Annotated in this window: 25 protein-coding genes; 13 read left to right on the top strand and 12 right to left on the bottom strand. The window is 71.4% G+C overall.

Annotated elements, in window-relative coordinates; translation table 11 throughout:
* Positions 1–86: 86 nt before the first annotated feature.
* Both L1785_RS20920 and L1785_RS20915 read right to left on the bottom strand, forming a co-directional pair.
* Positions 87–743 (bottom strand): response regulator, encoded by a 657-nt coding sequence (locus tag L1785_RS20920; RefSeq protein WP_236087386.1) that lies wholly within the window; start codon positions 741–743, stop codon positions 87–89.
* Positions 740–1,879 (bottom strand): sensor histidine kinase, encoded by a 1,140-nt coding sequence (locus L1785_RS20915; protein ID WP_236087385.1) that lies wholly within the window; start codon positions 1,877–1,879, stop codon positions 740–742. The genes L1785_RS20920 and L1785_RS20915 overlap by 4 nt, the downstream gene beginning before the upstream one ends.
* A 162-nt stretch (positions 1,880–2,041) precedes the next feature.
* On the opposite strand from L1785_RS20915, the gene L1785_RS20910 reads away from it, so the two are divergent.
* The gene (locus tag L1785_RS20910; protein ID WP_236087384.1) at positions 2,042–2,530 is read left to right on the top strand and encodes a DUF6326 family protein; all 489 of its coding nucleotides are present in this window, start codon (positions 2,042–2,044) and stop codon (positions 2,528–2,530) included.
* Positions 2,531–2,766: 236 nt separating this feature from the next.
* Here L1785_RS20910 and L1785_RS20905 read toward each other — a convergent pair whose 3' ends face one another.
* Together L1785_RS20905 and L1785_RS20900 are read right to left on the bottom strand one after the other, a co-directional pair.
* Complete coding sequence (locus tag L1785_RS20905) at positions 2,767–3,804, bottom strand: sensor histidine kinase (RefSeq protein ID WP_236087383.1); 1,038 nt, start codon at positions 3,802–3,804, stop codon at positions 2,767–2,769.
* Positions 3,801–4,556: a response regulator gene (locus tag L1785_RS20900; RefSeq protein WP_236087382.1), complete on the bottom strand. Its 756-nt coding sequence runs from the start codon at positions 4,554–4,556 to the stop codon at positions 3,801–3,803. Before L1785_RS20900 ends, L1785_RS20905 begins: the two co-directional genes overlap by 4 nt.
* A 171-nt stretch (positions 4,557–4,727) precedes the next feature.
* Between L1785_RS20900 and L1785_RS20895 the strand changes: the two genes are divergently transcribed.
* The gene (locus L1785_RS20895; protein ID WP_236087381.1) at positions 4,728–5,099 is read left to right on the top strand and encodes a hypothetical protein; all 372 of its coding nucleotides are present in this window, start codon (positions 4,728–4,730) and stop codon (positions 5,097–5,099) included.
* Between the two features lie 109 nt (positions 5,100–5,208).
* Here the strand turns inward: L1785_RS20895 and L1785_RS20890 are convergent, their stop codons facing one another.
* From L1785_RS20890 to L1785_RS20870, 5 genes are all read right to left on the bottom strand, one after another.
* On the bottom strand, positions 5,209–6,705 hold the full coding sequence (locus L1785_RS20890; RefSeq protein WP_504861687.1) for a mannitol dehydrogenase family protein: 1,497 nt from the start codon (positions 6,703–6,705) through the stop codon (positions 5,209–5,211).
* 2 nt (positions 6,706–6,707) lie between these two features.
* A complete protein-coding gene (locus tag L1785_RS20885) occupies positions 6,708–7,520 on the bottom strand; it encodes a carbohydrate ABC transporter permease (RefSeq protein WP_236087380.1) in 813 nt (270 codons plus the stop codon).
* The gene (locus L1785_RS20880) at positions 7,520–8,482 is read right to left on the bottom strand and encodes a carbohydrate ABC transporter permease (protein WP_236087379.1); all 963 of its coding nucleotides are present in this window, start codon (positions 8,480–8,482) and stop codon (positions 7,520–7,522) included. Before L1785_RS20880 ends, L1785_RS20885 begins: the two co-directional genes overlap by 1 nt.
* 120 nt (positions 8,483–8,602) lie before the next feature.
* Complete coding sequence (locus tag L1785_RS20875) at positions 8,603–9,964, bottom strand: ABC transporter substrate-binding protein (protein ID WP_236087378.1); 1,362 nt, start codon at positions 9,962–9,964, stop codon at positions 8,603–8,605.
* 353 nt (positions 9,965–10,317) lie between these two features.
* Positions 10,318–11,130: a DeoR/GlpR family DNA-binding transcription regulator gene (locus tag L1785_RS20870; protein WP_236087377.1), complete on the bottom strand. Its 813-nt coding sequence runs from the start codon at positions 11,128–11,130 to the stop codon at positions 10,318–10,320.
* 149 nt (positions 11,131–11,279) lie between these two features.
* Here L1785_RS20870 and L1785_RS20865 point away from each other — a divergent pair, with 149 nt between their 5' ends.
* Together L1785_RS20865 and L1785_RS20860 are read left to right on the top strand one after the other, a co-directional pair.
* Positions 11,280–12,617, top strand: a complete 1,338-nt coding sequence (locus L1785_RS20865; RefSeq protein ID WP_236087376.1) for a phosphoribosyltransferase family protein — start codon at positions 11,280–11,282, stop codon at positions 12,615–12,617.
* Positions 12,614–13,576, top strand: a complete 963-nt coding sequence (locus L1785_RS20860; protein WP_236087375.1) for a CapA family protein — start codon at positions 12,614–12,616, stop codon at positions 13,574–13,576. Before L1785_RS20865 ends, L1785_RS20860 begins: the two co-directional genes overlap by 4 nt.
* 16 nt (positions 13,577–13,592) lie before the next feature.
* Here L1785_RS20860 and L1785_RS20855 read toward each other — a convergent pair whose 3' ends face one another.
* A complete protein-coding gene (locus tag L1785_RS20855) occupies positions 13,593–14,444 on the bottom strand; it encodes a carbohydrate kinase family protein (protein WP_236087373.1) in 852 nt (283 codons plus the stop codon).
* Positions 14,445–14,561: 117 nt separating this feature from the next.
* Between L1785_RS20855 and L1785_RS20850 the strand changes: the two genes are divergently transcribed.
* The gene (locus L1785_RS20850) at positions 14,562–15,680 is read left to right on the top strand and encodes a flavin-containing monooxygenase (protein ID WP_236087371.1); all 1,119 of its coding nucleotides are present in this window, start codon (positions 14,562–14,564) and stop codon (positions 15,678–15,680) included.
* A gap of 120 nt (positions 15,681–15,800) precedes the next feature.
* Here the strand turns inward: L1785_RS20850 and L1785_RS20845 are convergent, their stop codons facing one another.
* Positions 15,801–16,220, bottom strand: coding sequence for a hypothetical protein (locus L1785_RS20845; protein WP_236087370.1), 420 nt, complete (start codon positions 16,218–16,220; stop codon positions 15,801–15,803).
* A gap of 157 nt (positions 16,221–16,377) precedes the next feature.
* Here L1785_RS20845 and L1785_RS20840 point away from each other — a divergent pair, with 157 nt between their 5' ends.
* The 5 genes from L1785_RS20840 (at position 16,378) to clpX (ending at position 22,069) form a co-directional block, all read left to right on the top strand.
* Positions 16,378–17,283 carry a hypothetical protein gene (locus L1785_RS20840; protein ID WP_236087369.1) on the top strand — a complete coding sequence of 302 codons (906 nt, stop codon included), beginning with the start codon at positions 16,378–16,380 and terminating at the stop codon, positions 17,281–17,283.
* A gap of 120 nt (positions 17,284–17,403) precedes the next feature.
* Complete coding sequence (tig, locus tag L1785_RS20835) at positions 17,404–18,768, top strand: trigger factor (RefSeq protein WP_236087367.1); 1,365 nt, start codon at positions 17,404–17,406, stop codon at positions 18,766–18,768.
* A gap of 343 nt (positions 18,769–19,111) precedes the next feature.
* Positions 19,112–19,726: an ATP-dependent Clp protease proteolytic subunit gene (locus tag L1785_RS20830; protein WP_236090713.1), complete on the top strand. Its 615-nt coding sequence runs from the start codon at positions 19,112–19,114 to the stop codon at positions 19,724–19,726.
* A gap of 43 nt (positions 19,727–19,769) precedes the next feature.
* Complete coding sequence (locus L1785_RS20825) at positions 19,770–20,480, top strand: ATP-dependent Clp protease proteolytic subunit (protein WP_308113368.1); 711 nt, start codon at positions 19,770–19,772, stop codon at positions 20,478–20,480.
* A gap of 299 nt (positions 20,481–20,779) precedes the next feature.
* The gene (gene clpX, locus L1785_RS20820) at positions 20,780–22,069 is read left to right on the top strand and encodes an ATP-dependent Clp protease ATP-binding subunit ClpX (RefSeq protein ID WP_236090627.1); all 1,290 of its coding nucleotides are present in this window, start codon (positions 20,780–20,782) and stop codon (positions 22,067–22,069) included.
* Between the two features lie 90 nt (positions 22,070–22,159).
* Here clpX and L1785_RS20815 read toward each other — a convergent pair whose 3' ends face one another.
* Entirely contained in the window at positions 22,160–24,013 is a 1,854-nt protein-coding gene (locus L1785_RS20815) for an AMP-dependent synthetase/ligase (protein ID WP_236090628.1), read from the bottom strand.
* 185 nt (positions 24,014–24,198) lie between these two features.
* On the opposite strand from L1785_RS20815, the gene L1785_RS20810 reads away from it, so the two are divergent.
* The 3 genes from L1785_RS20810 to L1785_RS20800 all read left to right on the top strand — a co-directional run bounded on the left by L1785_RS20810 (position 24,199) and on the right by L1785_RS20800 (position 26,701).
* The gene (locus L1785_RS20810; protein WP_236090629.1) at positions 24,199–24,531 is read left to right on the top strand and encodes a chorismate mutase; all 333 of its coding nucleotides are present in this window, start codon (positions 24,199–24,201) and stop codon (positions 24,529–24,531) included.
* Positions 24,532–24,691: 160 nt separating this feature from the next.
* Positions 24,692–25,891, top strand: a complete 1,200-nt coding sequence (locus L1785_RS20805) for a baeRF2 domain-containing protein (protein WP_236090630.1) — start codon at positions 24,692–24,694, stop codon at positions 25,889–25,891.
* Positions 25,892–26,191: 300 nt separating this feature from the next.
* The gene (locus tag L1785_RS20800; protein WP_236090631.1) at positions 26,192–26,701 is read left to right on the top strand and encodes a DUF1877 family protein; all 510 of its coding nucleotides are present in this window, start codon (positions 26,192–26,194) and stop codon (positions 26,699–26,701) included.
* Positions 26,702–26,837 lie beyond the last annotated feature (136 nt).

Below are 26,837 nucleotides of genomic sequence, written 5' to 3'. Positions count from 1 at the left end.
CGAGCGCTGCTGCGGATGGCTCGAGCCGCGCTGTCCGGTATGTCCCGCCGAGCGCTCCCACGGGCCCACGCTGCGATCCGTAACCACTAACCGGCTCTCACGCGTCTGGTGTCGTATGCCCACATCGCGATCTCGACGCGGTTGCGGGCGCCGAGCTTGGTCATCAACGATGCGACGTGGGTCTTGACCGTGCTCAGGCCGACGAAGAGCGCGGTGGCGATCTCGGCGTTGGTCCGGCCCCGGGCCACCAGCGCGAGCACCTCCTCCTCGCGCTCGGTGAGCGGGTCGATGGGCTGGACCGGTACCCCCGGTGCCTGGTCGGCGAAGGTCGCCAGCAGCCGGCGGGTGACGTTGGGGGCGATCAGCGCGTCCCCGTTGGCCGCCGCGTGGATGGCCTGCACGAGGAGCTCCGGCCCGGCGTCTTTGAGCAGGAAGCCGCGGGCGCCGGCGCGTAGGGCGCCGAGGACGTACTCATCGAGGTCGAAGGTGGTGATCACGACGACCGCCATCGGGTCCGTCACGTCTGGCCCGGCCAGGCGCCGCGTCACCTCGACGCCGTCGAGCCCGGGCATCCGGATGTCGACGAGGAGGACATCGGGACGCAGCCGGGTCGCCAGGTCGAGCGCTGCGAGCCCGTCTGCTGCCTCCCCCACGACCTCGAGGTCGGGTTGCGCGCCGAGGATCATCACCAGCCCGGTCCGGACCAAGTCCTGGTCGTCGGCCACGACAACACGGATGGTCATGCCAGCGCCTCCACCGGCAGCACGGCCTCGACCACCCAGCCGCCCTCGGGCCTCGGCCCCGCGGAGAGCGATCCGCCGAGGAGCTGGGCGCGTTCGGCCATGCCCAGCAGGCCGAACCCAGGCTCCGGGGCCGGCCCTGGCTCGGTCTGTCCATCGTCGCTGACACGCAGCCTGACGGCGTCGCCCTCCCGGCGTACGTCGATCCCGACGCGGGTCGCGCTCCGGGCGTGCCGTACGGCGTTGGTCAGCGACTCCTGCGCGAGCCGGTAGAGCGCGGCGTCCACGGGTCGTGCCAGCCGGGTCAACGAACCGTTCAGCGAGACCTCGACGGTCGGCGTCGCGTCGGCGCGCGCCAGAGCAGGCAGGTCCGCGACACCCAGCTGCGGTGAGTAGGCGACGGCTTCCTCCTCACGCAGCACCCGCACCATGGATCTCATCTCCGCCAGGGTTCGCGACGCTTCAGACTCGATCGCGGCCAGGACCTCGGCAGCCTTCTCAGGCTGGGTGCCGGCGACCACGCCACCGGCCTGCGCCTGCACCGCGATGGCCGAGACGTGGTGGGCCACGGTGTCGTGCAGCTCGCGCGCCAGCGCCACCCGCTCCTGATTGCGGATCTCGCGCTGTTGGCGATGCCAGAGGTCCGCGCGGTAGCGGAACACCGCCGCGAGGGCGACGAACAACAGCAAGAGGACGCTCCCGCCGAAAACGTCGGCCCAGCCCGCGGAGGAGGCGTACATCCCGAGCGCGACGACGACTGTCACGAACGCCGTCCCCAAGACCATCTCCCGTCCCGAGCCCCACCGCACCAGGGAGTAGAGCAGGATCAGGACGGCCATCATGGAGTAGAGGCCGAGGTTCCCGGCGTGCGCAGTCAGCTGGAGGACCGAGAGCAGCCCGGCGACGCCCCACCCGACCAGGGCGGCCATGAGGGGGCGACCCCGCCGCCAGAGCAGGGCGGGCACCAGCGCCAGGGCGAGCACCGTCACAAGGGGTCGCCAGGCCAAGCCCGGCCGAACGATGCCCTCGACCAGGGCGGCGGCCGCGAACACGCCCACCAGCAGCCAGTCGAGCCGACCGATGGGTGGGGCGTCAGCAGGCCGCGGCTCATGCCAGATGGAGCGCCGGAAGGTGACCACGGCTCCAGCCTAGGGATCGGCGTGCCTCGGCGTACCGGCCGAAAGTACGAGAGAGAGACCATGCCATCGGCCAGGTGAACTCCGGCCTCCGGGCCGGTGCGCCCGCCGCCGGGCTCAGCGAGCGTGGACCCACCGATCCTCACCACGACAACGGAGCCCATGATGAGCACACGTCAGCCCACCACCACACTGGAAGACCAGCGGATCCCGGTGAGAGCCAAGCTCGCCGCAGCGTGGACAAGCTTCATGTTCCTGTACGCCTACGTGGACATTCTCGGCTTCTTCACGCCCGGCATCGTCGAAGACATCCTCGACGGCCGGGTCTTCGAGTTCGACCTCTCCCAGACCTTTTCGACCACGGCGCTGACCCTCATGGCCATCCCGATCTTCATGGTCGTGCTGTCGATGACGCTGCCCGCCCGCGTGAGCCGCATCGCGAACCTCGCCGTGGCCGCGCTCTACGTCCCCGTCACGGTATTCAACGTGGCTGGCGGGTTCTGGCTGTACTTCTACGGCCTTGGCGTCGTACTGGAACTGATCGTTCTCGCCCTCATCCTGAGGTACGCCTGGACCTGGCCCCGCACCGCACGGTCGGCGAGCACGGCGACCAGCCCGGACCGTGAAGGCGTTTGCGCCCAGCAGCAGGCGTGAACCCAAGAGCAGTCCTCGTCCTGTTCGGAGCCATCTGCCTCGGTGCCGCGGTGCGGGCCTCGTGGCGGTGGGACACCAACTAAACCCGGCGTCGCGTAGGGGCCTTCCAAGGCCCCTACCGGCAGGTCAGGTCATCGGACCGATCCTCGGGGTCCCGTCACCTGGTTACGCGCGCTCTGCACGACGCACCTCCGCGACGCTGAGCAGCGGGACCCATGCCCAGGTACGGTCACGAGTCACGTGGGGAGAGTCAGCGTGAAGCGGCAGCCGGTGCCGCCGTCGGGCAGTGTCACGTTCTCGACGATGACGCTCCCGCTGTGCACGTCCGCTACCGAGCGCACGATCGACAGCCCGATGCCGGCTCCGCCGACTCCGGGCGTCCGCGCGGCGGTTCCGCGCCAACCGGCGTCGAACACCCGAGCCAGGTCGCCGGCCGGGATGCCGCCGCACCCGTCGGTGACCTGGACGACGGCGGTGCTCGCCGGGCCGCCGTCGGCCCCGCGCCCCGAAGCACTCACCCGTACGCGCACTGCACCGCCCACGGGGGTGTGCCGGACGCCGTTGGCGACCAGGTTGGTCAGCGCCCGGGCCACCTCACGCGCGTCGACCCGCGCCACCACGGGCGACTCGACCTCGCCAGACAGCGTCACCCTCGCGGCGTCCGCCAACGGCGCTGCGGCCGCGAGCGCGTCTGAAACAAGGTCGCCCACCGCGACCGGGTCGCGGCGCAGCTCAAGTCCCGCGGACTGCAGCCGCGACAGCGCGAGCAGGTCGTCGACCATCTCGCTCATGCGCAGGTTCTCGGCCTGGATGCCCTTGACGGCCACGGCCGGCTCGGCGACCCCGTCCTCGAGTGCCTCGGCGAGCGCGCGCACTGCGGCCAGGGGCGTGCGTAGGTCGTGCGACACCCACGCGACGAGCTCGCGCCGGCGCTTCTCGATCTCACGGTCCCGGTCTCGCGCCGCGAGTGCCGCCGTCCGCTCCGCGGAGATTCGTTGCGTGCGCACTGCCAGCGCGAGCCCGACCCCCAGCGCTACGGGCACTGCAGCGAGCAGCAGCCAGAGCACGGTCGCGGAGTCGCCCTTGGACAGGAACATTGCCCGCGCGCTGGCGTAGACGGCGGCCGCGACCGACCCGACCACCACGAGCGGCGCCAGCACCGCCGCGGACGTGGGCCGCCGTCGGCCGACGGTGAGCACGACGACGGCTCCGAGCGCGCCCACCCCCGCGGCCACCCCGGCCGACAGCGCGACGCCCTCGAGCACGGGGCTCACGGCGCACCAACCTGGGCCTGCGTGCGAGCGGGCACCGACGCGTCCCAGCGGTACCCGACGCCGAACACCGTCACGAGCCGGGTCGGGTGCGACGGGTCGGCCTCGACCTTCTCCCGCAGCCGTCGCACGTGCACCGTGACGGTCGAGCGGTCGCCGAACTCCCAGCCCCACACCTCGCGCAGCAGCGTCTCGCGGTCGTGCACCTGACCCGGGTGGGCGAGGAAATAGTGCAGCAGGTCGAACTCGCGCACGGTGAGCTGCAGCTCCCGGTCGTCGCGCAGCACGCGGTGGGCCGTGGCGTCGAGCACCAGGTCGCCGTCGCGTAGCGTGCCCGACGGCAGTACGTGCCCCGGGTCGCCGTCGGGCGTCGCGCGGGGGTCGGGATCTGGGAGCGCGCGCCGCAGCAGCGACCGCACGCGCAGCACGAGTTCGCGGGGGCTGAACGGCTTGGTCACGTAGTCGTCGGCGCCGACCTCGAGCCCGAGGATCCGGTCCTCTTCCTCGCCGCGCGCGGTGAGCATGAGCACGGGCAGACCGGGCCGGACGGCCCGCAGCCGGCGGCATACCTCGATCCCGTCGAGGCCTGGGAGCATGACGTCGAGCACGACGGCGTCGGGCGGCCGGGCGGCCGCTGCCTCGAGGGCCGTAGGCCCGTCGGCGGCGTGCTCAGCCGCGAGCCCGGCGCGCTCCAGGTAGGCCACCACCACCTCGGCGACGGTGACGTCGTCGTCCACCACGAGGACCCGGGCCACGCACCCAGCGTAGGCGCGGGCACGTGGGGTGAGGACTGTTGTCGGAGCCGGCAGGCAGGCGCGTCACCACCTTGTCAGCACGGGGTAAGACCGCCGTCATGGAACTGGCAGCCGTGCCGCGGTGAGGTGGAGGAGAGCCGGCCGCACGGGCCGGCCGGAGAGGGGAGAACCATGAACCGCACCCGAGTGTTCGCCGCCGTCGGCACGGTCGCACTCGCGGCCGGCGCCGTGCTGCCGCCCGCCGCGGCTGCCCAGGCCGGTGTGAGCGGGGAGGCGTTCTACGTCGACGGGGTGGCGTACCGAACCGTCGCGACGCCCAACGACCTGTCCGGTACCGGGGCGCCGGTCCACTCGTTCGACGTCATCTACGACCTCGGCGGCCACCAGCTCAACGTGGCAGAGGCCGCGCCCGGCGACACCGACTACAGCGGAGGTCGCTGGCTGGTCCACGCCGTGACGTTCCCGTCCGGCTACGACGCCGCGCTCGCGGCCGGTGACCTCGACGGCGACGACATCCTCGGCAGCGCCGAGACGACCAGGTAGTTGTTCACGTTCTGAGGTCCAGATCGTGAACAACTACCTGGTCGACGCCGGCAGCCTGGCCGGGCTGAGCAGCCGCGACCAGTTCAGGTCGTGTCGAGCCGCCCGTCGCTCAGCCCGACCGCCGAGAACCGGCGACGAGTGCCTCCAACGTCGCGTGGGCGCCGACGCGGTGCAGGGACCCGAGCGCGTCGAGGTACGCCTCGACGAAGCGCGGTTCCTCGGCCAGCGACCCGAACAGCGCACGGTTGCGCAGGAACGCCACCGGGTCGTCGCGCTGCGACCGGGCGAGCGGGACGAGCTCGTCCGCGAGCCGGTCGACCACGTCGATCGGCTCGCCCTGCTCGTCGACGCCCTCGGCATAGCGGGCCCAGCTCGCGACGACGGCGGCGGACCGGGCGACCTCGCCCCCGGCGACGAGCTGCTCGCGCACCACCGGCACCAGCCACTTCGGGATGCGGTCCGACGACTCAGCGCACAGCCGCGCGAGCGTGTCGCGCACCGCCGGGTTCCCGAACCGCTCGAGGAGCGTCGTCTTGTACGCGTCGAGGTCGACGCCGGGCACCGGCCGCAGCGTCGGCGTCGCCTCGCGGTCCATGAAGTCGCGCACGAACGTCGCCACGACCGGGTCCGCGACCGCCTCGTGTGCGTACCGGTAGCCGCTCAGCCACCCGAAGTACGCGATCGCCTGGTGGCTGGCGTTGAGCAGCCGCAGCTTCATGAGCTCGTACGGCTCCACGTCCTCGACGAGCTGGACGCCCGCGTCCTCGAACGGCGGCCGGCCGAGCGGGAACCGGTCCTCCAGCACCCACTGGAAGAACGGTTCCGCCACCACGGGCCACCGGTCCTCGACGCCGAGGCGCTCGCGGACGAGCTCGCGGTCCTCGTCGGTGGTCACGGGGGTGATGCGGTCCACCATCGAGCTGGGGAACGCGACGGCGTCGTGCACCCACCGCCCGAGCTCCGGGTCGCGCAGGGCCGCGAAGGCAGAGAAGACGGTCCGCGCCTTCTCGCCGTTGCCCTGCACGTTGTCGCAGGACATCACCGTGAAGGGCGCCAGGCCGCGCGCCCGGCGACGGGCCAGGGCCTCTACCACGTAGCCGAACACGGTGGTCGGGACCGCCCCCGGACGGGCGTCCGCGACGACGGCGGGCGTCGTCGCGTCGAACTCGCCGGTGACCTGGTCGAAGTTGTAGCCGCCCTCGGTGATGGTCAGGGACACGATGCGGGTCGCCGGGTCGGCGAGGCGCTCCAGCACCGCCTCCGGGTCGTCCGGCGCGAAGAGGTACTCGACGAGGCTGCCGATGACGCGGGCGTCGAGCCTGCCGTCGGGGTGCTTCGTCACGAGGGTGTAGAGACCGTCCTGCGAGTTCAGCGCGTCGCGCATCGCGGCGTCGCCGGGCAGCAGGCCGACGCCGCAGATGCCCCACTCGCGGGCCTCGCCACGGCGCAGCAGGTCGTCGATCGCCAGCGCCTGGTGAGCGCGGTGGAAGCCGCCGACGCCTAGGTGGACGATGCCCATCTGGATGCCGGAGCGGTCGTACGAGGGCAGGTCGACGCCGGGCGCGTCCGTGCCGGCCAGAGACCCGAGCGGGCTGCGGAGGTTCAGGCTCACTTGACTGCCCCCATGGCCAGGCCGCGGACGAGCTGCTTCTGGGCGAGCCAGCCGGCGAGCACGACCGGAAGGACGGCGAGGGTCGATGCGGCCGAGAGGATGGCGAGGAACTGCCCACGGCCGGAGACGAAGCTGGCCAGGAAGGGTGGGACGGTGCGGGCGTCGACGGTCGTGAGGATGTTCGCGAGGAAGTATTCGTTCCAGGCGAAGATGAAGCAGATCAGTGCGACGGCGGCGACGCCGGGTAGCACGATGGGCAGGACGACGCGGATGAGCTCGGTGCGGAGGTTCGCGCCGTCCAGGCGGGCTGCTTCGACGATCTCTTCGGGTACTTCGTTGAAGAAGGACCTCATCATCCAGACGGCGATGGGGAGGTTCATCGCGGTGTAGAGCAGGAGCATCACGTTGATGTTGTCCAGCAGGCCGAGGGTCTTGAGGATGATGAAGATCGGCAGGATGGATGCGGCGGCGGGCAGGAACCGGGTGGAGATGAAGAAGAACAGCACGTCCCGGATCTTGACGATGGGCCGGATCGACAGCCCGTACGCCACGGGGATGGACAGGGCGAGGACCAGGAGGGTGGATCCGACGCTCGCGATGAAGGAGCTGGTGAGGTAGTCGCCGATCCCGGTGTCGATCACCGCCCGGAACTGGTCCAGGGTGAGGGCGGCGTCGAACCGGGGCGGGATGGCCGCGGCGTCGTTCTCGGACTTGAGGGCGGTGATGACCATCCACGCGACCGGGAAGAAGAGCAGGAGCACGATCAGCCACGTCAGGGTGGTGATCAGGCTTTCCCTGAAGATCCGCATCAGCGCACCTTCCCTTCGACGAAGATGGAGAACGTGCTGCGCAGCGCGATCATCGCGACGCCGATGGTGACGATGACGGCGATGACGCCGAACGCGGCGGCCTGGCCGATGTCCAGGCCGATGAAGGCTCGTTCGTACAGCAGGTAGGACAGGGTCTTCGTGCCGCCGGTGCCCTTGGTCATGATCGCGATCGGGTCGAAGACCTGTAGCAGCATGATCGACCCGAGGAGGGTCGCGATCTCGGCATAGGGCCGCAGGTGGGGCAGGGTCAGGGACCAGAAGATGCGGGCCGGTCCGGCGCCGTCGACGGCTGCCGCCTCGAGCACGTCCCCGCCCTGGCTCTGCAGGCCGGCCATCAGGATCAGCATCATGAACGGCGTGTACTGCCACACCAGGACGGCGACGATGGTGACCAGCGGGAAGTTGGTGTTCCACTGCACGGGGTCGATCCCGAGCAGCCCGAGGGACCAGTTGACCATGCCGACGTTGGAGTCGAGCATGAGCCACTTCCACACGAGCGCTGCGGCGGCGGGCATGACCAGGAACGGCGTGATGGCCAGGGTGCGGGCCAGGCCGCGTCCGCGGAACTTGCGGTCCAGCAGGACTGCGAGGAACAGGCCGAACACCAAGGACAGCAGGACCGCCGAGCCCGTGATGATGACGGTTGCGCCGAGGGACGAGAGGAACTCCGGTCGGGTGAAGACGACGGCGTAGTTGTCCCAGCCCGTGAAGCGGATCTCGTCGGGACGCAGCTGGTTCCATCGCAGGAACGAGAAGACGATCGTCACGACGAACGGGATCTGGGTCAGCAGGATCGTGAAGGTCATGCCGGGCAGGACGAGGCCGCGGGCGAGCCTCGCTGTCTGCTTGGCGGCCGCGCCGGCGGCGACGGGCTGTGCGTCTCGCCTCGATCGCGCGCCGTTCCCGATCCCGCGGGGCTTGGGTGCGGTGCTCGTGTCCACAGCGGGACCTCGCGGTGATGTCGTTTCAGGGTTGCTGGTCATGTCGCCTCCGGCCGGCTCCCGGGTTCACCTGGCACCTCGTGCCAGGTGAACCCGAGAGCATCGGCCCGTCGTTGCGGACTACTTCTGCAGGTCGCCGGCGGTCTGGGCGATGTCCTGCCCGCGGTCGAGGGCGTCCTGGACCGTGGTACGGCCGGCGATCGCGTCAGCGACGAGCTGCGCCACCTGGTTGCCGACGTCCTGGAACTCCGGGATCGGGACGTACTGGATCCCGACCCACGGCTGTGGGTCCACGCCCGGCTGCTCGGGGTTCACGCTCTCCATCACCTCGAGGGTGATCGGAGCGAACGCGGCCGCTGCCTCCTGGTACTCGGGGATGGAGTAGGTGGACGTGCGCGCGCCCGGCGGGACGCGGGTCCAGCCCAGCTCCTCGCCGACGAGCTGGTGGTACTCCTTGCTCGTGGCCCACTTCACGAACGTGGTCGCGGCCTCGGGGTTCTTCGTCGTCTTCGGGATCGCGAGGTTCCACGACCAGAGCCAGCCGGACTCCTCGGTCTTGTACACGGGGGCGTGGGTGTAACCCATCTGGCCCGCGACCTCGGACGCCTCGGGGTCCTCGAGGATCGACGCCGCGACAGAAGCGTCGTACCACATGGCGACCTTGCCGGAGCTCAGGAGGTTCAGGCACTCGGTGAAGCTGTAGGACACCGGGTCCGCCTGCCCGTGCTCGGTGAGGAGATCGACGTAGAACTCGACGCCCTCCACGAACTCGGGCGAGTTCACCTGGGCGTCCCAGTTCTCGTCGTACCAGTTGCCACCGAAGGTCTGCACGACCGTGGTCAGAGGAGCGAAGAGATCGCCCCAGCCGGGCTTGCCGCGCAGGCAGATGCCCGCGTGCTCGTCGGTGTCCAGGACGGCCGCGTACTCCGCGACCTCCTGCCAGGTCGGGTTGTTCGAGATCTCGATGCCCGCCTCGGCGAACATAGCCTTGTTGTACATGAGGATCGACGACTCCCCGTAGAACGGCACCGCGTACTGCTTGCCGTCGACCGAGAGTGCGTCACGAAGCGGGGGCAGGATGTCGTCCACGTCGTACGCGGCATCCCCCTCGAGGGACTCGGTGAGGTCCAGGAGCCAGTCCTGTGCACCCCACTGCGGGACCTCGTAGGCGCCGACGGTGACGATGTCGTACTGGCCGGCACCGGAGGCGACGTCGGCAGTCACCGCTGCACGCAGGTCCCCCTCCTCCATGGTGACGAACTCGACGGTGATCCCCGGGTTGTCCTCCTCGAAGTGGCTCTTGAGCTCCTCCATGTCCTGCATCTGCGGGTTGTTCACCGTCGCGATGGTGAGCTTGACGTCGCCTCCGGCGCCTCCTCCGGCATCGCCGGAGGATGAACAGGCGGTCAGCGCCAGGGCCAGCGCACCGACCGCGAGCCCGGCGGGCGCGGCCTTGTGGCGCCAGATCCTCGTGAGCATCATTGCTTTGACCCTTCTCGTCACTTCGTCGTGGGATGGCGTGAGATGTCGTCCTGTCGTGAAACGCGGACTGGAACATGCTCAGGCGGGGCCGGAATGGGGGTCAATCACGGTGTTTTCGAAACGGTCACCGGGATTGCGGAAACGCACGCGGTATTGCGCGGCCCGACGTCGGACGCCGGAGGGTCCCGTCCTGCAGGCGGTCCGACGAGGCTTGAGGGGTGGGCCGGTCTGCCCGGGTTGCGGCGCTCCGGGGCTCGATCCTCGTCCGTTCGGGCGTGGCGGAACCGGTCTCGAACCGGGCACGAACTGGTGCCCCCCGCAGGCCAATCGGTCACGCTCGGGGAGCGCTCGTCTCACACCTGGACGATGTTCGCCCCGGCCGCGTGGAAGGCGCGCGCACGGACGGAGCTGAGCTGCGTGCCGGTGATCATCGCCTCGAAATCCTCCAGCCCCGCGAACCGGACAAAGCTGGTGACGCCGAACTTGTGGTGCGCCCCGATGAAGATCCGCCGCCGGCTCACCTCGATCGCGGCGGCCTTGACGCGCGCGACCGCGGGGTCGGGCGTGGTCAGCCCGTCCTCGATGGTGACGCCGTTCGCGCCGATCAGCCCGAGGTCGAGGCGGAACGTGCGGATCATGTCCACGGCACTGCCGTCGACGACGCCGAGCGTCTTGCCGCGCACCCGCCCGCCGATCATGATGACCTGCACGTTCGGCCTGGCCGACAGCTCCGTAGCGACCGGGAGGGACGACGTGAGCACCGTCAGCTCGCGGTCCCGCGGCAGGGCCCGCGCGGCGAGGAGCGGCTGGAAGCCCTCGTCGACGAAGATCGTCTGCGCCTCGCCCAGGTGTCGCGCCGCCTCCGCCGCGATCCGTGCCTTCTCCTCCGGGAAGCTCTGCCGGCGCTCCGACAACGCCGTCTCGAACGAGCTCGTCTCCACGGGAAACGCGAGCCCGTAGCTGCGTCGCACCAGGCCCTGCGCCTCCAGCTTGCGCAGCTCGCGGCGCACGGTCTCCTGCGAGACGGACAGCAGGCGGGCCGACTCGCTCACCTCGATCCGGCCGCGGCTGCGCACGAGGGCGAGCAGCTCCTCGATCCGGGGCGCATGCCGCACACCCCGCTCCGGCATCGTGGGCTCGGTACCGGCAGGCGCGTCGAACGCCATCGTCAAGCCTCCTGTCGTCCGGTTCCTCTCTGAGTCTGCCGCTTATCGCGACATTCGGGAATCGGCAGGCGCATCTCCTTGGTGGCCACCGCCCCTACCCGTGCCTCGAGCACGGCGTGGAGGCAGGCTTGGAGTGAGGTGGTGCGGCCATGGCCTTTGCTGATCGCGTGGACGCCGGCCGGAAGCTGGCGACGAAGCTCCTGCGCCTGCGAGACGAACCCGTGGTCGTGCTCGGCCTTCCACGAGGCGGTGTCCCGGTCGCCTTCGAGGTCGCGACGGCGCTCGGCGCGCCGCTGGACGTGATCCTGGTCCGCAAGGTCGGGGTGCCGTTCCAGCCCGAGCTGGCGATGGGTGCCCTCGGCGAGGACGGCGTCCGGATCGTCAACGACGAGATCGTCCGCAAGGTCGGCGTCTCGGAGCACCAGTTCGCCGACGTCGAGTCGCGCGAGCGGGGCGAGCTGGAGCGCCGCGCGCTGCGGTTCCGTGGCGACCGTCCGCGCGTGCCGCTGGCGGGCCGTACCGCGGTGGTGGTCGACGACGGGATCGCCACCGGCTCGACGGCCCGGGCGGCCTGCCAGGTGGCCCGGGCGCACGGTGCAGGCCGGGTGGTGCTGGCCGTGCCGGTCGCGCCGCCCGACTGGACCGCCCGACTCGGCGGCGACGCCGACGAGCTCGTCTGCCTGGACACCCCCGACCACTTCTCCGCGATCAGCGAGTACTACGTCGACTTCTCCCAGACCTCCGACGACGAGGTCATCGCATGCCTGGAGCGGGCGAGCGCAGGAGCGACGACGACGGCGCCGGGCACCGCGGGCGACGACCCGCCCTCGCAGGACGAGGAGGTCACGGTGCACGCCGGGCCCGTCCGCCTCGGCGGCCGCCTCACCGTGCCCGACGTGGCGGCCGGGGTCGTGGTGTTCGCGCACGGCAGCGGAAGCAGCCGGCGCAGCCCCCGCAACCGCTACGTCGCCACCGTCCTCAACCAGGCCGGGCTCGGCACGCTCCTCTTCGACCTGCTCACCGCCGAAGAAGAGCGGGACCGCGCCAACGTGTTCGACGTCGGCCTCCTGGCTCAGCGTCTCGTCGACGCCACCCGGTGGCTGCGCACCCAGCCCGGCCTCGACAAGCTGTCCGTCGGCTACTTCGGGGCCAGCACCGGTGCCGCGGCCGCCCTGTGGGCCGCGACCGAACCCGACGCCGGCATCGCCGCCGTCGTGTCGCGCGGCGGTCGCCCCGACCTCGCGGCCGCCCGGTTGCCGATGGTCACGGCCCCCACGCTGCTCGTCGTCGGAGGCGCCGACGACGTCGTGCTCGACCTCAACCGCCAGGCGCAGGCCCAGCTCCGGGGGTGCGAGAACCACCTCACCGTCGTCCCCGGTGCCACTCACCTCTTCGAGGAGCCCGGCACGCTCGAGACTGCCGCCGAAGCGGCCCGGGACTGGTTCACCCGCCACCTCGCTCCGGCGCCCCGGGCGGGCCGACCGTGAAGGTCGCACTGGCGGGCGACACCATGCTGGGCCGCAAGGTCGCCCAACGCCTCGCGGTCGTCGCGCCGACCACGCTGTTCAGCGACGAGCTCGTGGCCGTCGCGCACGAGGCGGACCTGTTCGTGCTCAACCTCGAGTGCGTCGTCTCGGATCGCGGCGCACCGTGGCCCGACCCGGACAAGCCGTTCTTCTTCCGCGCCCCACCGGTCGCGGCCCAGGTGCTCCGGCACCTCGGCGTGAGCTGCGTGACCCTCGCCAACAACCATGCCCTGGACTTCGGCGCGGAAGCGCTCCTCGACACGTTCGGCCACCTCGCCGATGCCGGGATCGGCTGGGTCGGTGCCGGTGCCGACGAGGCTGCCGCCCGCGCCCCGATCGTCCTCGAGGCCGCCGGCCTCAGGGTCGGGGTCGTGGCCGTCACCGACCACCCGGCCGACTACGCCGCGGGTCCCGGCCGCCCGGGGGTCGCGTTCGCGGACCTCGAGCACGGGTCGGCGACCTGGCTGCTCGACACGATCAGCGGGCTGGACACCGACGTCGTCCTCGTGACTCCGCACTGGGGCCCGAACATGGTCACCCATCCCGTCCCGCACGTGCGGGTGGCAGCGACGACCTTCCGGGTGGCCGGCGCCACCCTCGTCGCCGGGCACTCCGCCCACGTCTTCCACGGTGTCGACGACTCCGTCGTGTACGACCTCGGCGACTTCATCGACGACTACGCGACCGACCCCCGCCTGCGCAACGATCTGGGGCTCCTGTTCCTCGTGACCTTCGACGACGACGGGCGGCTCGTCCGGCTCGAAGGCGTCCCCCTGGCGCTGGACAACTGCTTCACCCGCCTCGCTGCACCGGACGAGGCTCGCTGGATCACCGACCGGTTCCGGCGCGCCTGTGCCACGTTCGGCACGGAGGTGACGCAGAGGAGCGGCCGGCTCGTCGTCGAGTGGGACCGCCCGTGAGCCGCGCTCGACGGGTCTACCCGGCCGGGTGGACCTCGTCCAGGAGCGGGCTCAGGTGGCGCGAGCGCAGGGCCCGCACGGCCTGGCGGGCGCCCGCGTGCAGGCACGCGGTCGTGCTCTCGCCTCGTAGGTGGGCGACGAGGAACCCGGCGAAGAAGGCGTCGCCGGCCCCGTTCGTGTCGACGACGTCGACCGGCTCGGCCGGGCACGTGGACCAGCCGTCCGCGGTGAGCGCGACCGCGCCGCGGGCGCCGAGCGTGCACACGACGGTCGTCGCGCCGCGGGCCAGGAGGCCCTCCATGACGGCCCTGTGGTCGGGCGTGCCGTCGTCGTTGAGGAACACGTGCGAGCAGGCGTCGGCGAACGGGCGGTGGAACTCGGCGACGCCGTCGTAGTCGTGCAGGTCTGTCCACAGCGTCGCCCCGCTCGCGCGGGCGGCGGGCAGGAGCTCCAGCCCGGCGGTGCTCAGGTCGAGGACGACGTGCCCGGCACCCGCCAGGACCTCGGCCGACGGCGGTCCGGCCGGCTCCGCCGTCGCGAGATAGATCGACACACGCTCGCCGGCATCCGTCATGAGGTTCAGGTGTTGCTCGGTGGGCCCGTCCGTGCGTCGTGCGACGAGCTCGATGCCGCCGCGGTCGAGCGCGCCCAGCACGAGGTCCGCCTCGGCGTCGGTGCCGACGGTCGTGACGAGCCGCACGCGCATGCCGAGATCGGCAAGGTGGAGCGCCTTGCCCGCGCTCGTCCCGCCGAGCGTGCGAACCGTCTCGCGGGCGAACACCGTCTGCGGGCGGGGTTCTGGAAGGCGGTCGAGCCGCACGAGGGTGTTCCACGACGCCGGGCCGGCCACCACCACCTGAGGTTCCACGAGGCCCCACTCTCTCATCCGACGGCCGGGCCGGATGTCAACCGGGGACGTCCCGCTGTGCACGATTCGCCCGCTACGCACCTCCTGCGCAGGCCGCCCCGCCGCTACTCTTCCGGGATGGACACGGTGTACGTCGTCGGTGCCGGACCGGGTGGCCTCGCGGCCGCGGCCGCGCTCCAGGCCCGCGGGTTCGGCGTGACGGTCCTGGAGCGGGACTCGGTGGCCGCATCGTGGCGGCGCCACTACGAGCGGCTCCACCTGCACACCACGCGCCGGTTCTCCGGCCTGCCCGGCCTTGCGATCCCGCGGGCGTACGGCCGCTGGGTCGCGCGGGCCGACGTCGTCCGCTACCTCGAGACGTACTCCGCGCGCCACGGGCTCGACGTCGAGACGGGCGTGGAGGTCACCCGCATCGACCCTGATCCCGCCAGGTCCGGCGGCTGGTTGCTGCGCACCGCGTCCGGCGAGGAGCGGCAGGCGCGTGCGGTCGTCGTCGCGACCGGCTACAACCACACCCCGCTCGCGCCGGACTGGCCAGGTCGCGACGGGTTCACCGGCGAGCTGGTGCACGCGAGCGCCTACCGCGACGCCGCGCCCTACGCGGGGCGCGACGTGCTCGTGGTGGGCGTGGGCAACACGGGCGCGGAGATCGCCGTCGACCTGGTCGACGGCGGGGCGGCGCGCGTCCGGCTGGCGGTGCGCACGCCGCCGCACATCGTCCGGCGGTCGCAAGGCCCGTGGGCCGCTCAGTACACGGGCATCCTGGTGCGACGGCTGCCCGTGGGGCTCGTCGACCGGATGGCCGGTCCGGTCCGGCGCGCCAGCGTCCCCGACCTGACGCACGTGGGGCTGCCGGTGCCGGCGGAGGGCCTGTACACGCGGGTGCAGCAGGGCGCGATCCCGGTGCAGGACGTCGGGCTGGTCGACGCGGTCCTCGCAGGCCGGGTCGAGGTGGTGCCGGCCGTGACGGGGTTCGACGGCGACGCCGTCCTGCTCGCTGACGGCAGCCGTGCGACGCCCGACGTCGTGCTGGCCGCGACGGGGTACGCGCGGGGGCTGGAGCCGCTGGTCGGGCACCTGGGCGTGCTCGGCGACCGCGGCGTGCCCGTCGCGACCGGCGGCCGTGCGGCGGCGCCGGGGCTCTGGTTCACCGGGTACACGAACCCGCTGAGCGGGATGTTCCGGGAGATGGCGATCGACGCCCGGCGGATCGCCCGCGCGCTCGCGCGGGGATGAGGCGCCGCAGGGGTCCGCACGACCCCGAGGCGCGGCGGCAACCGAAGACCGCCCCGCGGCCCGGTTGGGGGGCGGTCCGCGGGGCGGGGCTTGGCTCGGCCGGGCATCACCCGGCCGGCATCACCAGAGGCGGGCGCCGGGCCAGGCGGGAGACTGAGGAAGGGGCAGCAGCGCCGACATGAGCAGCTCGCGCGGCAGTTGCGCAACCCCCACGAGGGCGATCCCTGCGGCGACGAGCTGGGCCTGCTGGGGCACGTCGGTGTCGGCGAGCGTGAAGCAGACGACGGCCGCCCCGGTCGCGAGCAGACAGGTCGCGAGGAGCATCACGTCGACGTCGTCGACGGGCGGTACCTCGAGGGCGACGGCCTTCAACGGGCCGGTGCGGTGCAGCAGCGTGCCCACGTTGAGAGCGGAGCCGACGACCTCGAGGCCGGGCTGAGCGGCAAGCGCCGCCTGCGCGACGGCCGCGGAGCGCAGGTCGTGCGCGACGACGCCGGCGGACACGGTGCGGGGGCGCGGTCGTACGACGGTATCCGGCACAGAGCACCCCCTTGTTCGCTGAACACGCCGGGTCACATCATCGGGACCCGGCGTGGGAATTTCGCCTCATGCTGCGATGGACGTTACGGTCCTTATGTCGCAGGACGATCGCACAGCGGCGGGAGAGCCGCGACACGACGGCGGACGGGGAGGCGGGGTGACCAACGACGCGCGCGAGGCGGCACGGTACCTCTGCGAGCTGCTCGGCCGGCCGGGGCCGTACCGCCGCCAGTGGCAGGCGCGCGCCACACGCCTGCGCGGCGACGAGATCAACCATCGTGCGGTGTGCCGCGTGCTCGCGCCCGTGGTCTGGGCGGACGGCCTGGACATCCCGGAGGACTCGCTCAAGGACCGGGTGGCCCGCGCGCTGCGCGGGGAGGTGCTGAGCCCGCAGACGCTGACCTGGTTCGTGGACGCGTTCGGGTTCCGTCGGGACGAGGCCGAGACCCTGTGGGCCCTGCTGCTGGGGGCGGTCCCGCGCTCGCGGGTGGTCGCCGGCCGGGCGCGCGCGCCCAAGGGCAGCCCGGAGGGCTCGGGCCCGGAGCGGTATCGCTCGGTGACGGTGTACGAGACGCACCGCATCGGTCCGGACGGACGGCCTCGCGAGCACGTCACGAGCCAGGTCGTCGAGGCGCTCGTCGACGGGCTCGACGTCGTCCGCTACCGCTTCGACACCACGGACGTCGAGATCGAGGTGCTGCGGGGCGGGACCCTGAGCCCGCTGTACCGGCTGGACGACCACTTCCATGCCGTCGACATCCACCTGAGGCGGACGCTCGCGGCGGGGGAGACCGCGTCGGTCGAGTACCGCACGTCGTTCCGGTACCGGGAGCCGCCGCCGCGGGTGTACCGGCGGGCGGTGTTCGGCCGCCTGGAGAGCCTGCGGATGCAGGTCGAGTTCGACCAGGCGCTCGTGCCCGGCAAGGTCTGGTGGGCGGAGTGGGACGACCTCGAGGGCGACCCGACGTCGCTGGAGCCCGTCGAGCTCGACGACGAGCTGTCGGTGCAGCGCTTCGTGTCCGTCATGGAACGTGCCATCGTCGGCTTCACCTGGGACTGGTGACCGGTCGCCGGGCGCACAGCCTCCGGGTTCGAGTATCCACCGGTACGCGCGTACCATGGACGGGTTGCCCGTGCGCCGGTTGCACGCAATCCCATTCCCCGTCCTCTGGAGACCATCGAAGTGAAGAGCGCCGTCGAGACCCTGGATCCCACCAAGGTCAAGCTGACCGTCGAGGTGGACTACGACGAGCTCAAGCCGAGCATCGACCACGCCTACAAGCACATCGCGGAGCAGGTGAACGTCCCCGGCTTCCGCAAGGGCAAGGTCCCCCCGCGCATCATCGAGCAGCGCGTCGGCTGGGGTGCGGTGATCGAGCACGCGGTGAACGATGCCCTGTCCGGTTTCTACCGCCAGGCCGCGAACGAGGCGAGCCTGCGCCCGCTCGGCCAGCCCGAGGTCGACGTGACCGAGGTCCCCGCCAAGGCCGGCGAGGGCCAGCTGAAGTTCACGGCCGAGGTCGAGGTGCGCCCGGAGATCGAGCTGCCCGAGCTCGACGGCCTGGACGTGACCGTCGAGTCGACGAGCGTGACGGACGAGGACATCGCGGAGCGCCTCGACGCGCTGCGTGAGCGCTTCGGCACGCTGGTCGGCGTCGACCGCCCGGCCGTCGACGGCGACTACATCGTCATCGACCTCAAGGCGCTCATCGGCGACGAGGAGGTCGACTCCGTCTCCGGCGTCTCCTACCAGATCGGCTCCGGCAACATGCTGGACGGTCTGGACGAGGCTCTGACCGGCCTGTCCGCCGGCGAGACCACGACCTTCCGCGCCCCGCTGGCCGGCGGCGAGCACGAGGGCCAGGAGGCCGAGGTCACGGTCACCGCCCAGACGGTCAAGCAGCGCGACCTGCCCGAGGCGGACGACGACTTCGCGCAGCTCGCCTCCGAGTTCGACACCCTCGACGAGCTGAAGGACGACCTGCGCTCGCAGGTGGCCTCCATCAAGACGTCGAACCAGGCGGTCGTCGCCCGCGACGCCCTCCTGGAGGCGCTGATCGGCGCCGTCGAGATCCCCGTCCCGAACGGCGTGGTCGAGGCCGAGGTGCACCGCCACCTCGAGTCCGAGGGCCGCCTCGAGGACGACACGCACCGCGCCGAGGTGACCGTGGACGCCACGAAGGCGATCAAGAACCAGATCCTTCTCGACACCCTCGCCGAGAAGCTGGAGATCAAGGTCGGCCAGGGCGAGCTCGTCGAGTACCTGGTGAGCGCGTCGCGCCAGTACGGCATGGACCCGAACGAGTTCATCTCGACGCTCGACCAGAACGGTCAGATCCCGTCCATGGTCGGCGAGGTCGCGCGCTCGAAGGCGCTCGCGGTCGCGCTGCGCAAGGTCGAGGTCAAGGACGCCGACGGCAGCGTCGTCGACCTGAGCGAGTTCATCGGCTCGGACGAGGACGACGCCGCACAGGAGGCCCTCGAGGCCGCCGTCGCGCAGGCCTCCGAGGCTGCCGAGGACACCGCGACGGAGTCGGCCAAGGCCTGAGAACCGCCCTGACGATGCCCGACGCCGGTCGGTCGCCTTCCGCACGGATCGCGCCCGACGGCGTCGGGCATCGTCGTCTCTCCGGACCCGGCGTGAGGCCCCTCGCTGTGGGCGGAGAAGGTGTCGGGTTGAAGGCGTCAGGCCCGGCACCTTCTCCGCCCACAGCGACAACGCCCCGGACGCCGCACGGGCCTGAACACGGCGGAATTTCGCCGTGGGCGGTACCTATGCGCTGTTGGCGAAAAGGCACCGTGACAGGGAGTGACCGCGACCCTTCCCACGTTAGGGTCGATCGACACAGGAAGTCTTAACCGAGGAGTTCGACGTGAACGATCTGCTGCGGATGGACGCCGGACCGGTGGCACGGGCCGACGGGCCGGGATTCGGCCTCAACGACTCCATCTATAACCGGCTGCTCAAGGAGCGCATCATCTGGCTGGGCTCGGAGGTGCGTGACGAGAACGCCAACGCCATCTGCGCGCAGATGATGCTCCTTGCTGCGGAAGACCCCGAGAAGGACATCTGGCTGTACATCAACAGCCCTGGCGGCTCGATCACCGCCGGCATGGCGATCTACGACACCATGCAGTTCATCAAGCCGGACATCGCGACCGTCGCGATGGGCATGGCGGCCTCCATGGGCCAGTTCCTGCTCTCCTCCGGCGCGAAGGGGAAGCGGTACGCGACGCCCCACGCCCGCGTGATGATGCACCAGCCCTCGGGCGGCATCGGCGGCACCGCGACAGATGTGCGCATCAACGCGCAGCTCATCATGCACATGAAGAAGGTGCTCGCCGAGCTCACGGCGGAGCAGACCGGGCAGCCGCTCGAGAAGATCCTCAAGGACAACGACCGCGACAGCTGGTTCACGGCCCCGGAGGCGCTCGAGTACGGCTTCATCGACCACGTCGTCGAGAACGCCTCGGCGGTCTCGGGCGGCGGCGGCATGAACGCCTGACCGGCCCCCTACCTCACCAGACACGACTTTCGAGGAGACCACCGTGAGCCCTGAGTCCCAGTTCCTCGCAGCAGCCGAGCGCCTCGCGGGCAGCTATGCCCGCCCGGGCGGCCTCGGGCTGCCCTACGGCGCCCCGTCCAGCCGCTACGTGCTGCCGCAGTTCGAAGAGCGCACCGCGTACGGCTTCAAGCGCCAGGACCCGTACACCAAGCTGTTCGAGGATCGCATCATCTTCCTGGGCGTCCAGGTCGACGACGCCTCCGCGGACGACGTCATGGCGCAGCTGCTGGTCCTGGAGAGCCAGGACCCGGACCGCGACATCATCCTGTACATCAACTCGCCGGGCGGGTCGTTCACGGCCATGACGGCGCTCTACGACACGATGCAGTACATCAAGCCGCAGATCCAGACCGTGTGCCTGGGCCAGGCGGCCTCCGCCGCCGCGGTCCTGCTCGCGGCCGGCCAGCCGGGCAAGCGCCTGGCGCTACCTAACGCGCGCGTGCTGATCCACCAGCCCGCGATGGAGGGCGGCGGCTACGCCCAGGCCTCCGACATCGAGATCCACGCGAACGAGCTCATCCGCATGCGCGAGTGGCTCGAGGAGACGCTGTCGCAGCACTCCGGCCGCACGGTCGAGGAGGTTCGCGACGACATCGAGCGCGACAAGATCCTCACCGCCGCGCAGGCGAAGGACTACGGCCTGGTCGACACGGTGCTGGAGAGCCGCAAGCCGCTCCCTGTCCCGGCTCGCTGACCGGTCCGTGCCGGTCAGCGGCCGGTCGGCAGCCGGTGACGTGGCGCCCGACGCCGGTGGGTCGCCTCCCGCACGGAGGCGGCCCACCGGCGTTGCGGGCAAAGGGCGACAGAGCGCCTGCAGCGTGACAAACTCCTCAGGTGTGGTGAAAAGCGGACCTGAGACGCGCCGATGCGCCCGGCTGACAACAGGGCGCCGGTGGTGTGGAATGGTGGTGGGACCGCCTGACGGTGCGGATCCGCAAGGCCCGGTCGGGTCGCGGGACGCCCGGTCCGGGCGCTGAGGCGAGGAGACGGGTAGTGGCGCGAATCGGTGACGGCGCGGACCTGCTGAAGTGCTCGTTCTGTGGCAAGTCGCAGAAGCAGGTCAAGAAGCTCATCGCCGGCCCAGGTGTGTACATCTGCGACGAGTGCATCGACCTGTGCAACGAGATCATCGAGGAGGAGCTCAACGAGGCAGCCGAGCTCGGACTCACGGAGCTGCCCAAGCCGCGCGAGATCTTCGACTTCCTCGAGCAGTACATCATCGGCCAGGACAACGCGAAGCGTGCCCTGGCCGTCGCCGTCTACAACCACTACAAGCGCATCCAGGCGGGCGAGGCGGCGCGCGGCACGGCGAGCAGCAGCGACACGGACCACGTGGAGATCGCGAAGTCCAACATCCTGCTCATCGGCCCCACCGGCACCGGCAAGACGTACCTGGCACAGACCCTCGCGAAGATGCTCAACGTGCCGTTCGCCATCGCGGACGCCACGGCGCTCACGGAGGCCGGGTACGTCGGCGAGGACGTCGAGAACATCCTCCTCAAGCTCATCCAGGCGGCCGACTACGACGTGAAGAAGGCCGAGACGGGGATCATCTACATCGACGAGGTCGACAAGGTGGCCCGCAAGGCCGAGAACCCGTCGATCACGCGCGACGTCTCCGGCGAGGGTGTGCAGCAGGCGCTGCTGAAGATCATCGAGGGCACGACCGCCTCCGTGCCGCCCCAGGGCGGCCGCAAGCACCCGCACCAGGAATTCATCCAGATCGACACGACGAACGTGCTGTTCATCGTGGCGGGCGCGTTCGCAGGGCTGGACGACATCGTCGCGTCGCGGTCGCGCAAGCGCGGCGTCGGCTTCGGCGCCCCCATGGAGACGGGCGCGGACGAGAACCTCTTCGCCGAGGTCCGGCCCGAGGACCTGCAGAAGTACGGCCTGATCCCGGAGTTCATCGGCCGGCTGCCCGTCATCGCGTCCGTCGCGCAGCTCGACAGCGACGCGCTCGTGCGTATCCTCACCGAGCCGCGCAACGCCCTCGTGAAGCAGTACCAGCGCATGTTCCAGATCGACGGCGTCGAGCTCGAGTTCGACGAGGGCGCCGTGGAGGCCATCGCCGAGCAGGCCCTGCTGCGGGGCACCGGGGCGCGCGGCCTGCGCGCCATCATGGAAGAGGTGCTGCAGCAGGTCATGTTCGACGTGCCGTCGCGGGACGACGTCGAACGCGTGGTCATCACCCGCGAGGTGGTGCTGGAGAACGTGAACCCGACGATCGTGCCGCGCACGAGCCCGGTCCGGGGCACCCGCCCGCGCGAGAAGAGCGCCTGACCGCAGGACGTACCGAGGAAAACTGGAGCGGAGCCGACCGGCTCCGCTCCAGTCTTGTTACTGCTTCGGCCGCAGAGGGCCGCGGGCAGGTCAGCGACCGACCGCCCGCAGCGAGCCCGTCGTCGGGGCGGTCGGCGTCGCGGGGCCGCCGTAGAGGGCGTCGATCGTGTCGGCGAAGTCCGCGATGACGGCGGCCCGCTTCACCTTGATCGACGGCGTGAGGTAGCCGTTGGCCTCGGTGAAGTCGATGTCGAGCACGCTGATCTTGCGGACCGACTCCGCCTTCGACACTGCCTCGTTCGCGTGGTTGACGGCCCGGTCGAGCGCCTCGAGAACGGCAGGATGCTCGCGCGCCTCCGCCACGGTGAGCTGAGGCAGCCCGTGGGTGCGGCACCAGCCGGGCAGCATCTCGGCGTCGAGCGTGACGAGGGCGCCGATGAACGGGCGCTGGTCGCCGACGACGACGACCTGGCTGACCAGCGGGTGCGCGCGCACGCGGTCCTCGAGCACCGCCGGGGCGACGTTCTTGCCGCCGGCGGTGACGATGATCTCCTTCTTGCGCCCGGTGATCCGCAGGTAGCCATGCGCGTCCAGCGAGCCGAGGTCGCCGGTGTGGAACCACCCGCCGGCCAGCGCCTCCGCGGTGAGCTCGGGCTGGTTGTGGTAGCCGCGGAAGATGTGCGGGCCGCCCAGCAGGATCTCGCCGTCCTCGGCGATCTGGATCGCCGTGCCGAAGAGCGGCGGGCCCACCGTGCCGATGATCGTGCGACCCGGCAGGTTCACGGACGTCGGGGCGGTGGTCTCGGTGAGGCCGTAGCCCTCGAGGATCGTGATGCCGATCCCGCGGTAGAAATGACCCAGACGCTCGCCCAGCGGGGCGCCGCCGGAGACCGCCCACTGCAGGCTGCCGCCCATGGCGGTACGCAGGGCACTGAACACGAGCCGGTCGGCCAGCGCGTGCTGGAGGCGCAGGCCCGCGGAGACGGAGTCCGCGTCGAGCGCGCGCGAGTACCGGCCGGCCACCGCGGATGCCCAGTGGAAGACTCGCCGCTTGAGGCCGGAGCCGGCCTTCTGCTCGGCGCTGTTGTAGACCTTCTCGAAGACGCGCGGCACCGCGAGGAGGAACGTGGGCCGGAAGGACCCCAGGTCCGCGACGAGGTTCTTCACGTCGGGGGAGTGGGCCAGCACCGCTGCCGGGGAACCGATCACGGCGAGCTCGACGAACCGCGCGAACACGTGGGCGAGCGGGAGGAACAGCAGCGTGCGGGCGCCGGGGGCGCGCAGCAGCTCCGGCACGCCGATCACCGCGTTCATCACCAGGTGCACGAAGTTGCCGTGCGTCAGCTCGGCGCCCTTGGGACGGCCGGTCGACCCGGAGGTGTAGATGATCGTGGCGACGTCGTCCCGGCGGACCGCGTCACGCCGCTCCGTGACGGCAAGGGCGGGCAGGTGGGCGCCGAGGCCGCGCAGGTCGGTCAGCGCGCCGTCGTCGACGACGAGGATCTCCTCGAGCAGGGGCAGGTTGTGCCGCACGCGGCCCACCACGTCCGCGTGCTGGGCCGACTCGGCGAAGAGCAGCCGGACGCCGGCGTCGGAGCAGATCCACTGCACCTGCTCGGCGGACGACGTCTCGTACACGGGCACCGGCACGGCGCCGACCGCCCAGATCGCGAAGTCGAGGAGCGTCCACTCGTACCGCGTGCGCGACATGATGGCGACCCGGTCGCCCGGGTTGATCCCGCGCGCCACCAGGCCGCGGGCCAGGCCGAACACCTCGTCCTCGAACGCCCGCGCGGTGACCGGAAGCCATGGGCCTGACGGCGTCTCACGCCGCTCGATCAGCACCGCCTCGCCGGACCGGGCCACGCGCTCCCTGAGGATCGTGTTGATCGACGTGCTCGGGGGCACATCCACCAGGGCCGGCGTCGAGGCTAGCGTCGTCATGCGGTCGTCTCCTGTTGTCTGGTCGAGCGGTGAAACGGCGCCGGCGCTGGCCAGGTCCCCTGCGCGCCGGGAGAGACTGTACCCGCTCGGGTTGGTGGTACCGCCGCCCGCCGGCCCACGGCACGGTCGCCGCCGGTACCTGAGCGGACCGGCCGGACCTCGGTGCCCCGGGATAGCCTCGACCCATGACCCAGTTCGGCATGCCGCCCGAGATCCTCCAGCTCCGCGGCAGCATCGACAACATCGACGCCGCCCTGATGCACCTGCTCGCGGAGCGGTTCAAGCTCACTCGCCAGGTCGGCGAGCTCAAGGCGGTGGGCGGCCTCCCGCCGGCCGACCCGGCGCGCGACCAGCAGCAGATCGACCGCCTCAAGCGGATCGCCGAGGAGTCCGGCCTCGACCCCGACTTCGCGGTGCAGTTCCGCCAGTTCATCGTGAACGAGGTCATCCGCCACCACGAGCGGATCGCGCGTGAGCACAAGGGCGCCGGCATTCCGGAGCTCGATACGTACGCTTGAAGGGACTTGTGACCACCGCGGTCGGTGATTTGACCCGCGCTTGGAGATAGATCGGACATTGAGTACTGATCCGTGACCGGATCAGGGTTGGCACCTGGCGACGATCCGTCGCACCCTGGAAGGACGCCCGCACCTGGCGGGCGCACCTCGGGAGGTGCGTATGAAGATCGACTGGCTCAAGCCCCTTCTCGGCCATCCGGGGCCGTTCGCCACCCTCTATCTCGACGCAACGCCGGCCGCGGAGGCCGGCGACCGGGACGTGGCGAACCGGTGGCGTGCGGTGCGCAAGTCCCTCGTACACCAGGGAGCGCCCGAGGCCGTCCTCGGCGAGGTCGAGACGGCGGTCCTGCGGCCCACCCGGGCCGGCGGCCCGCACGGCAGGGTCGTCATCGCCGACGACACCGGTGTGCTCGTGGACCGGGTCGTGAAGAGCCCGCCCGCGGTCGCGTCTGGCGTCTGGGCGCCGGTGCCGGCACTGCTGCAGGCGGCACTCGCCACCGACGAGTCGGTCGAGGTGCTGTGCGTGACCGTGGACCGGCAGGGCGCCGACTTCGCGCGCTGGGGGACCGGCGGCAAGACGACGTGGTCGTTCGAGGCTTCGCACGACGAGATCGCCAAGACGTCCTCGCCCAACACGAAGCATGCCCGGATCGAGTCGCGTGCCGAGGACTCCTGGGGGCGCAACGCCGAGGCGGTGGCCGTCGAGGTCGAGCGCCAGGTCATGGCCGGCCGGCCGGAGATCGTCCTGCTCACCGGTGACGTCCGCGCGGTGCCGCTCGTCCGGGCCGAGCTGGTGCGACCCGTCGCCGAGCTCACGGTCGAGGTGCACGGTGGCGGCCGCGGCGCGGGCGTTCGTGCCGACACGTTCGAGGAACACGTCGAGGACGCGCTCGACAGCTTCCGCGAGCGGCGGCGCGAGCTCGTGCTGGCGGAGCTGCGCCAGGAGCTGGGCCGGGAGGCGGGAGCCGTGACGTCGCTGGCCGACGTGGTCTCGGTCCTGGCGCGGGGGCAGGTCAAGGAGCTGGTGCTGGCCGAGGAGTACGCGACCGAAGCCGCGACGGACGGTCGGCTCGGCACGCGCAAGCTGTGGATCGGGCCCAGCCCGCTGGACATCGCACCCACGCGCCGCGATCTCGAGTCGCTCGGCGTGACGGAGCGGCTCGAGGAGCTCCCCGCGACGATCGCGCTCGTCCGGTCGGCGATCGGCCAGGACGCCGGTCTCACCTTCGCCCCCGAGGGGTCCGTCGACCTCATCGAGGGGGTGGGCGCGACCCTGCGCTGGCACGATGAGGGGACGCCGACCGAGGCTGTGCACTCGATGTCCGGCGACGACATGCGGCGGCGGGGCGACCTCGTCTGATCCCCGGCGCGCCTCCGCCCGGGTGCGTCGGCGCGCCTCCGCCCGGGTGCGCCGGCGCGCCCTCGCCCGGGTGCATCGGCGCGCCCCCGCCCCCGGTGCACGGGCGGCACCGCCCCGCGCGGGCGACGCACCGTCGCCCCGCGCACGGTGGGCGGAGAATGTGCCGTTCTCTGCCGAGTTGGAGCGGCACATTCTCTGCCCGCAACAGAAATTGGTCCGCCCGTTTGCGCTGGTTTTCTAGCGAAAGGGCGGGAATAGACCGATGTGTTGCCCGGGGCATTGCCGCTATGTTGTGCCGCCATGGGGATGATCCATTGCGAATACGCCCGGCTCGACGCAGCCGAGCTGGCGCGAGCCGTGGCCGAGCCGGCCTGGGCGGAACGACGGCTCGACGCACTCGCGACCGAGTGGACCGAGCTCGACCTGCCGCCGCACGAGGCGCGATATCTCAGCATCGGCACCACGTGGGGCGTGCTGCACGGGCTGCTGCGGGCCGACGCCGCCCTGCCGGTCGACGTGATCCAGGGCGGGGCCGCGCTGGAGCTGCCGGTCGAGCCTAGGTTCGGACCCGCGCGTTACCTCGAGCCCGCTGAGGTGCGCAGGGCCGCGGACGTCCTGGGTGCCACGCCGTTCGAGGAGATCGCCGGTCGCTACGACGTGGCCATCGTGTGCGACGACGACGTGTGCCCGGAGCCGTCCGAGCACGCCGACGACGAGCCGGACCGCCTTCGCGTCCCGTACGAGGAGCTCACCGCGTTCTTCGCCGCGTCCGCCGAGGCGGGCGACGGCGTCGTGGTGCTGCTCGCCTGAGCCGTAGGTGCAGCGCAGGGTGGGGGCCGAGGAACGAGGCACCCGCCCGCAGCGGAACCGCAGGCTCGGGCGAACGAAGACAGCGCCTGAGCCGTAGGTGCAGCGCAGGGTGGGGGCCGAGGAACGAGGCACCCGC

The sequence above is a fragment of the Antribacter soli genome, from assembly GCF_021568775.1.
Lineage (GTDB): Bacteria > Actinomycetota > Actinomycetes > Actinomycetales > Cellulomonadaceae > Antribacter > Antribacter soli.
Note: the sequence above shows the minus strand (reverse complement) of the source record. Positions and strands in the feature narration are given on the sequence as shown.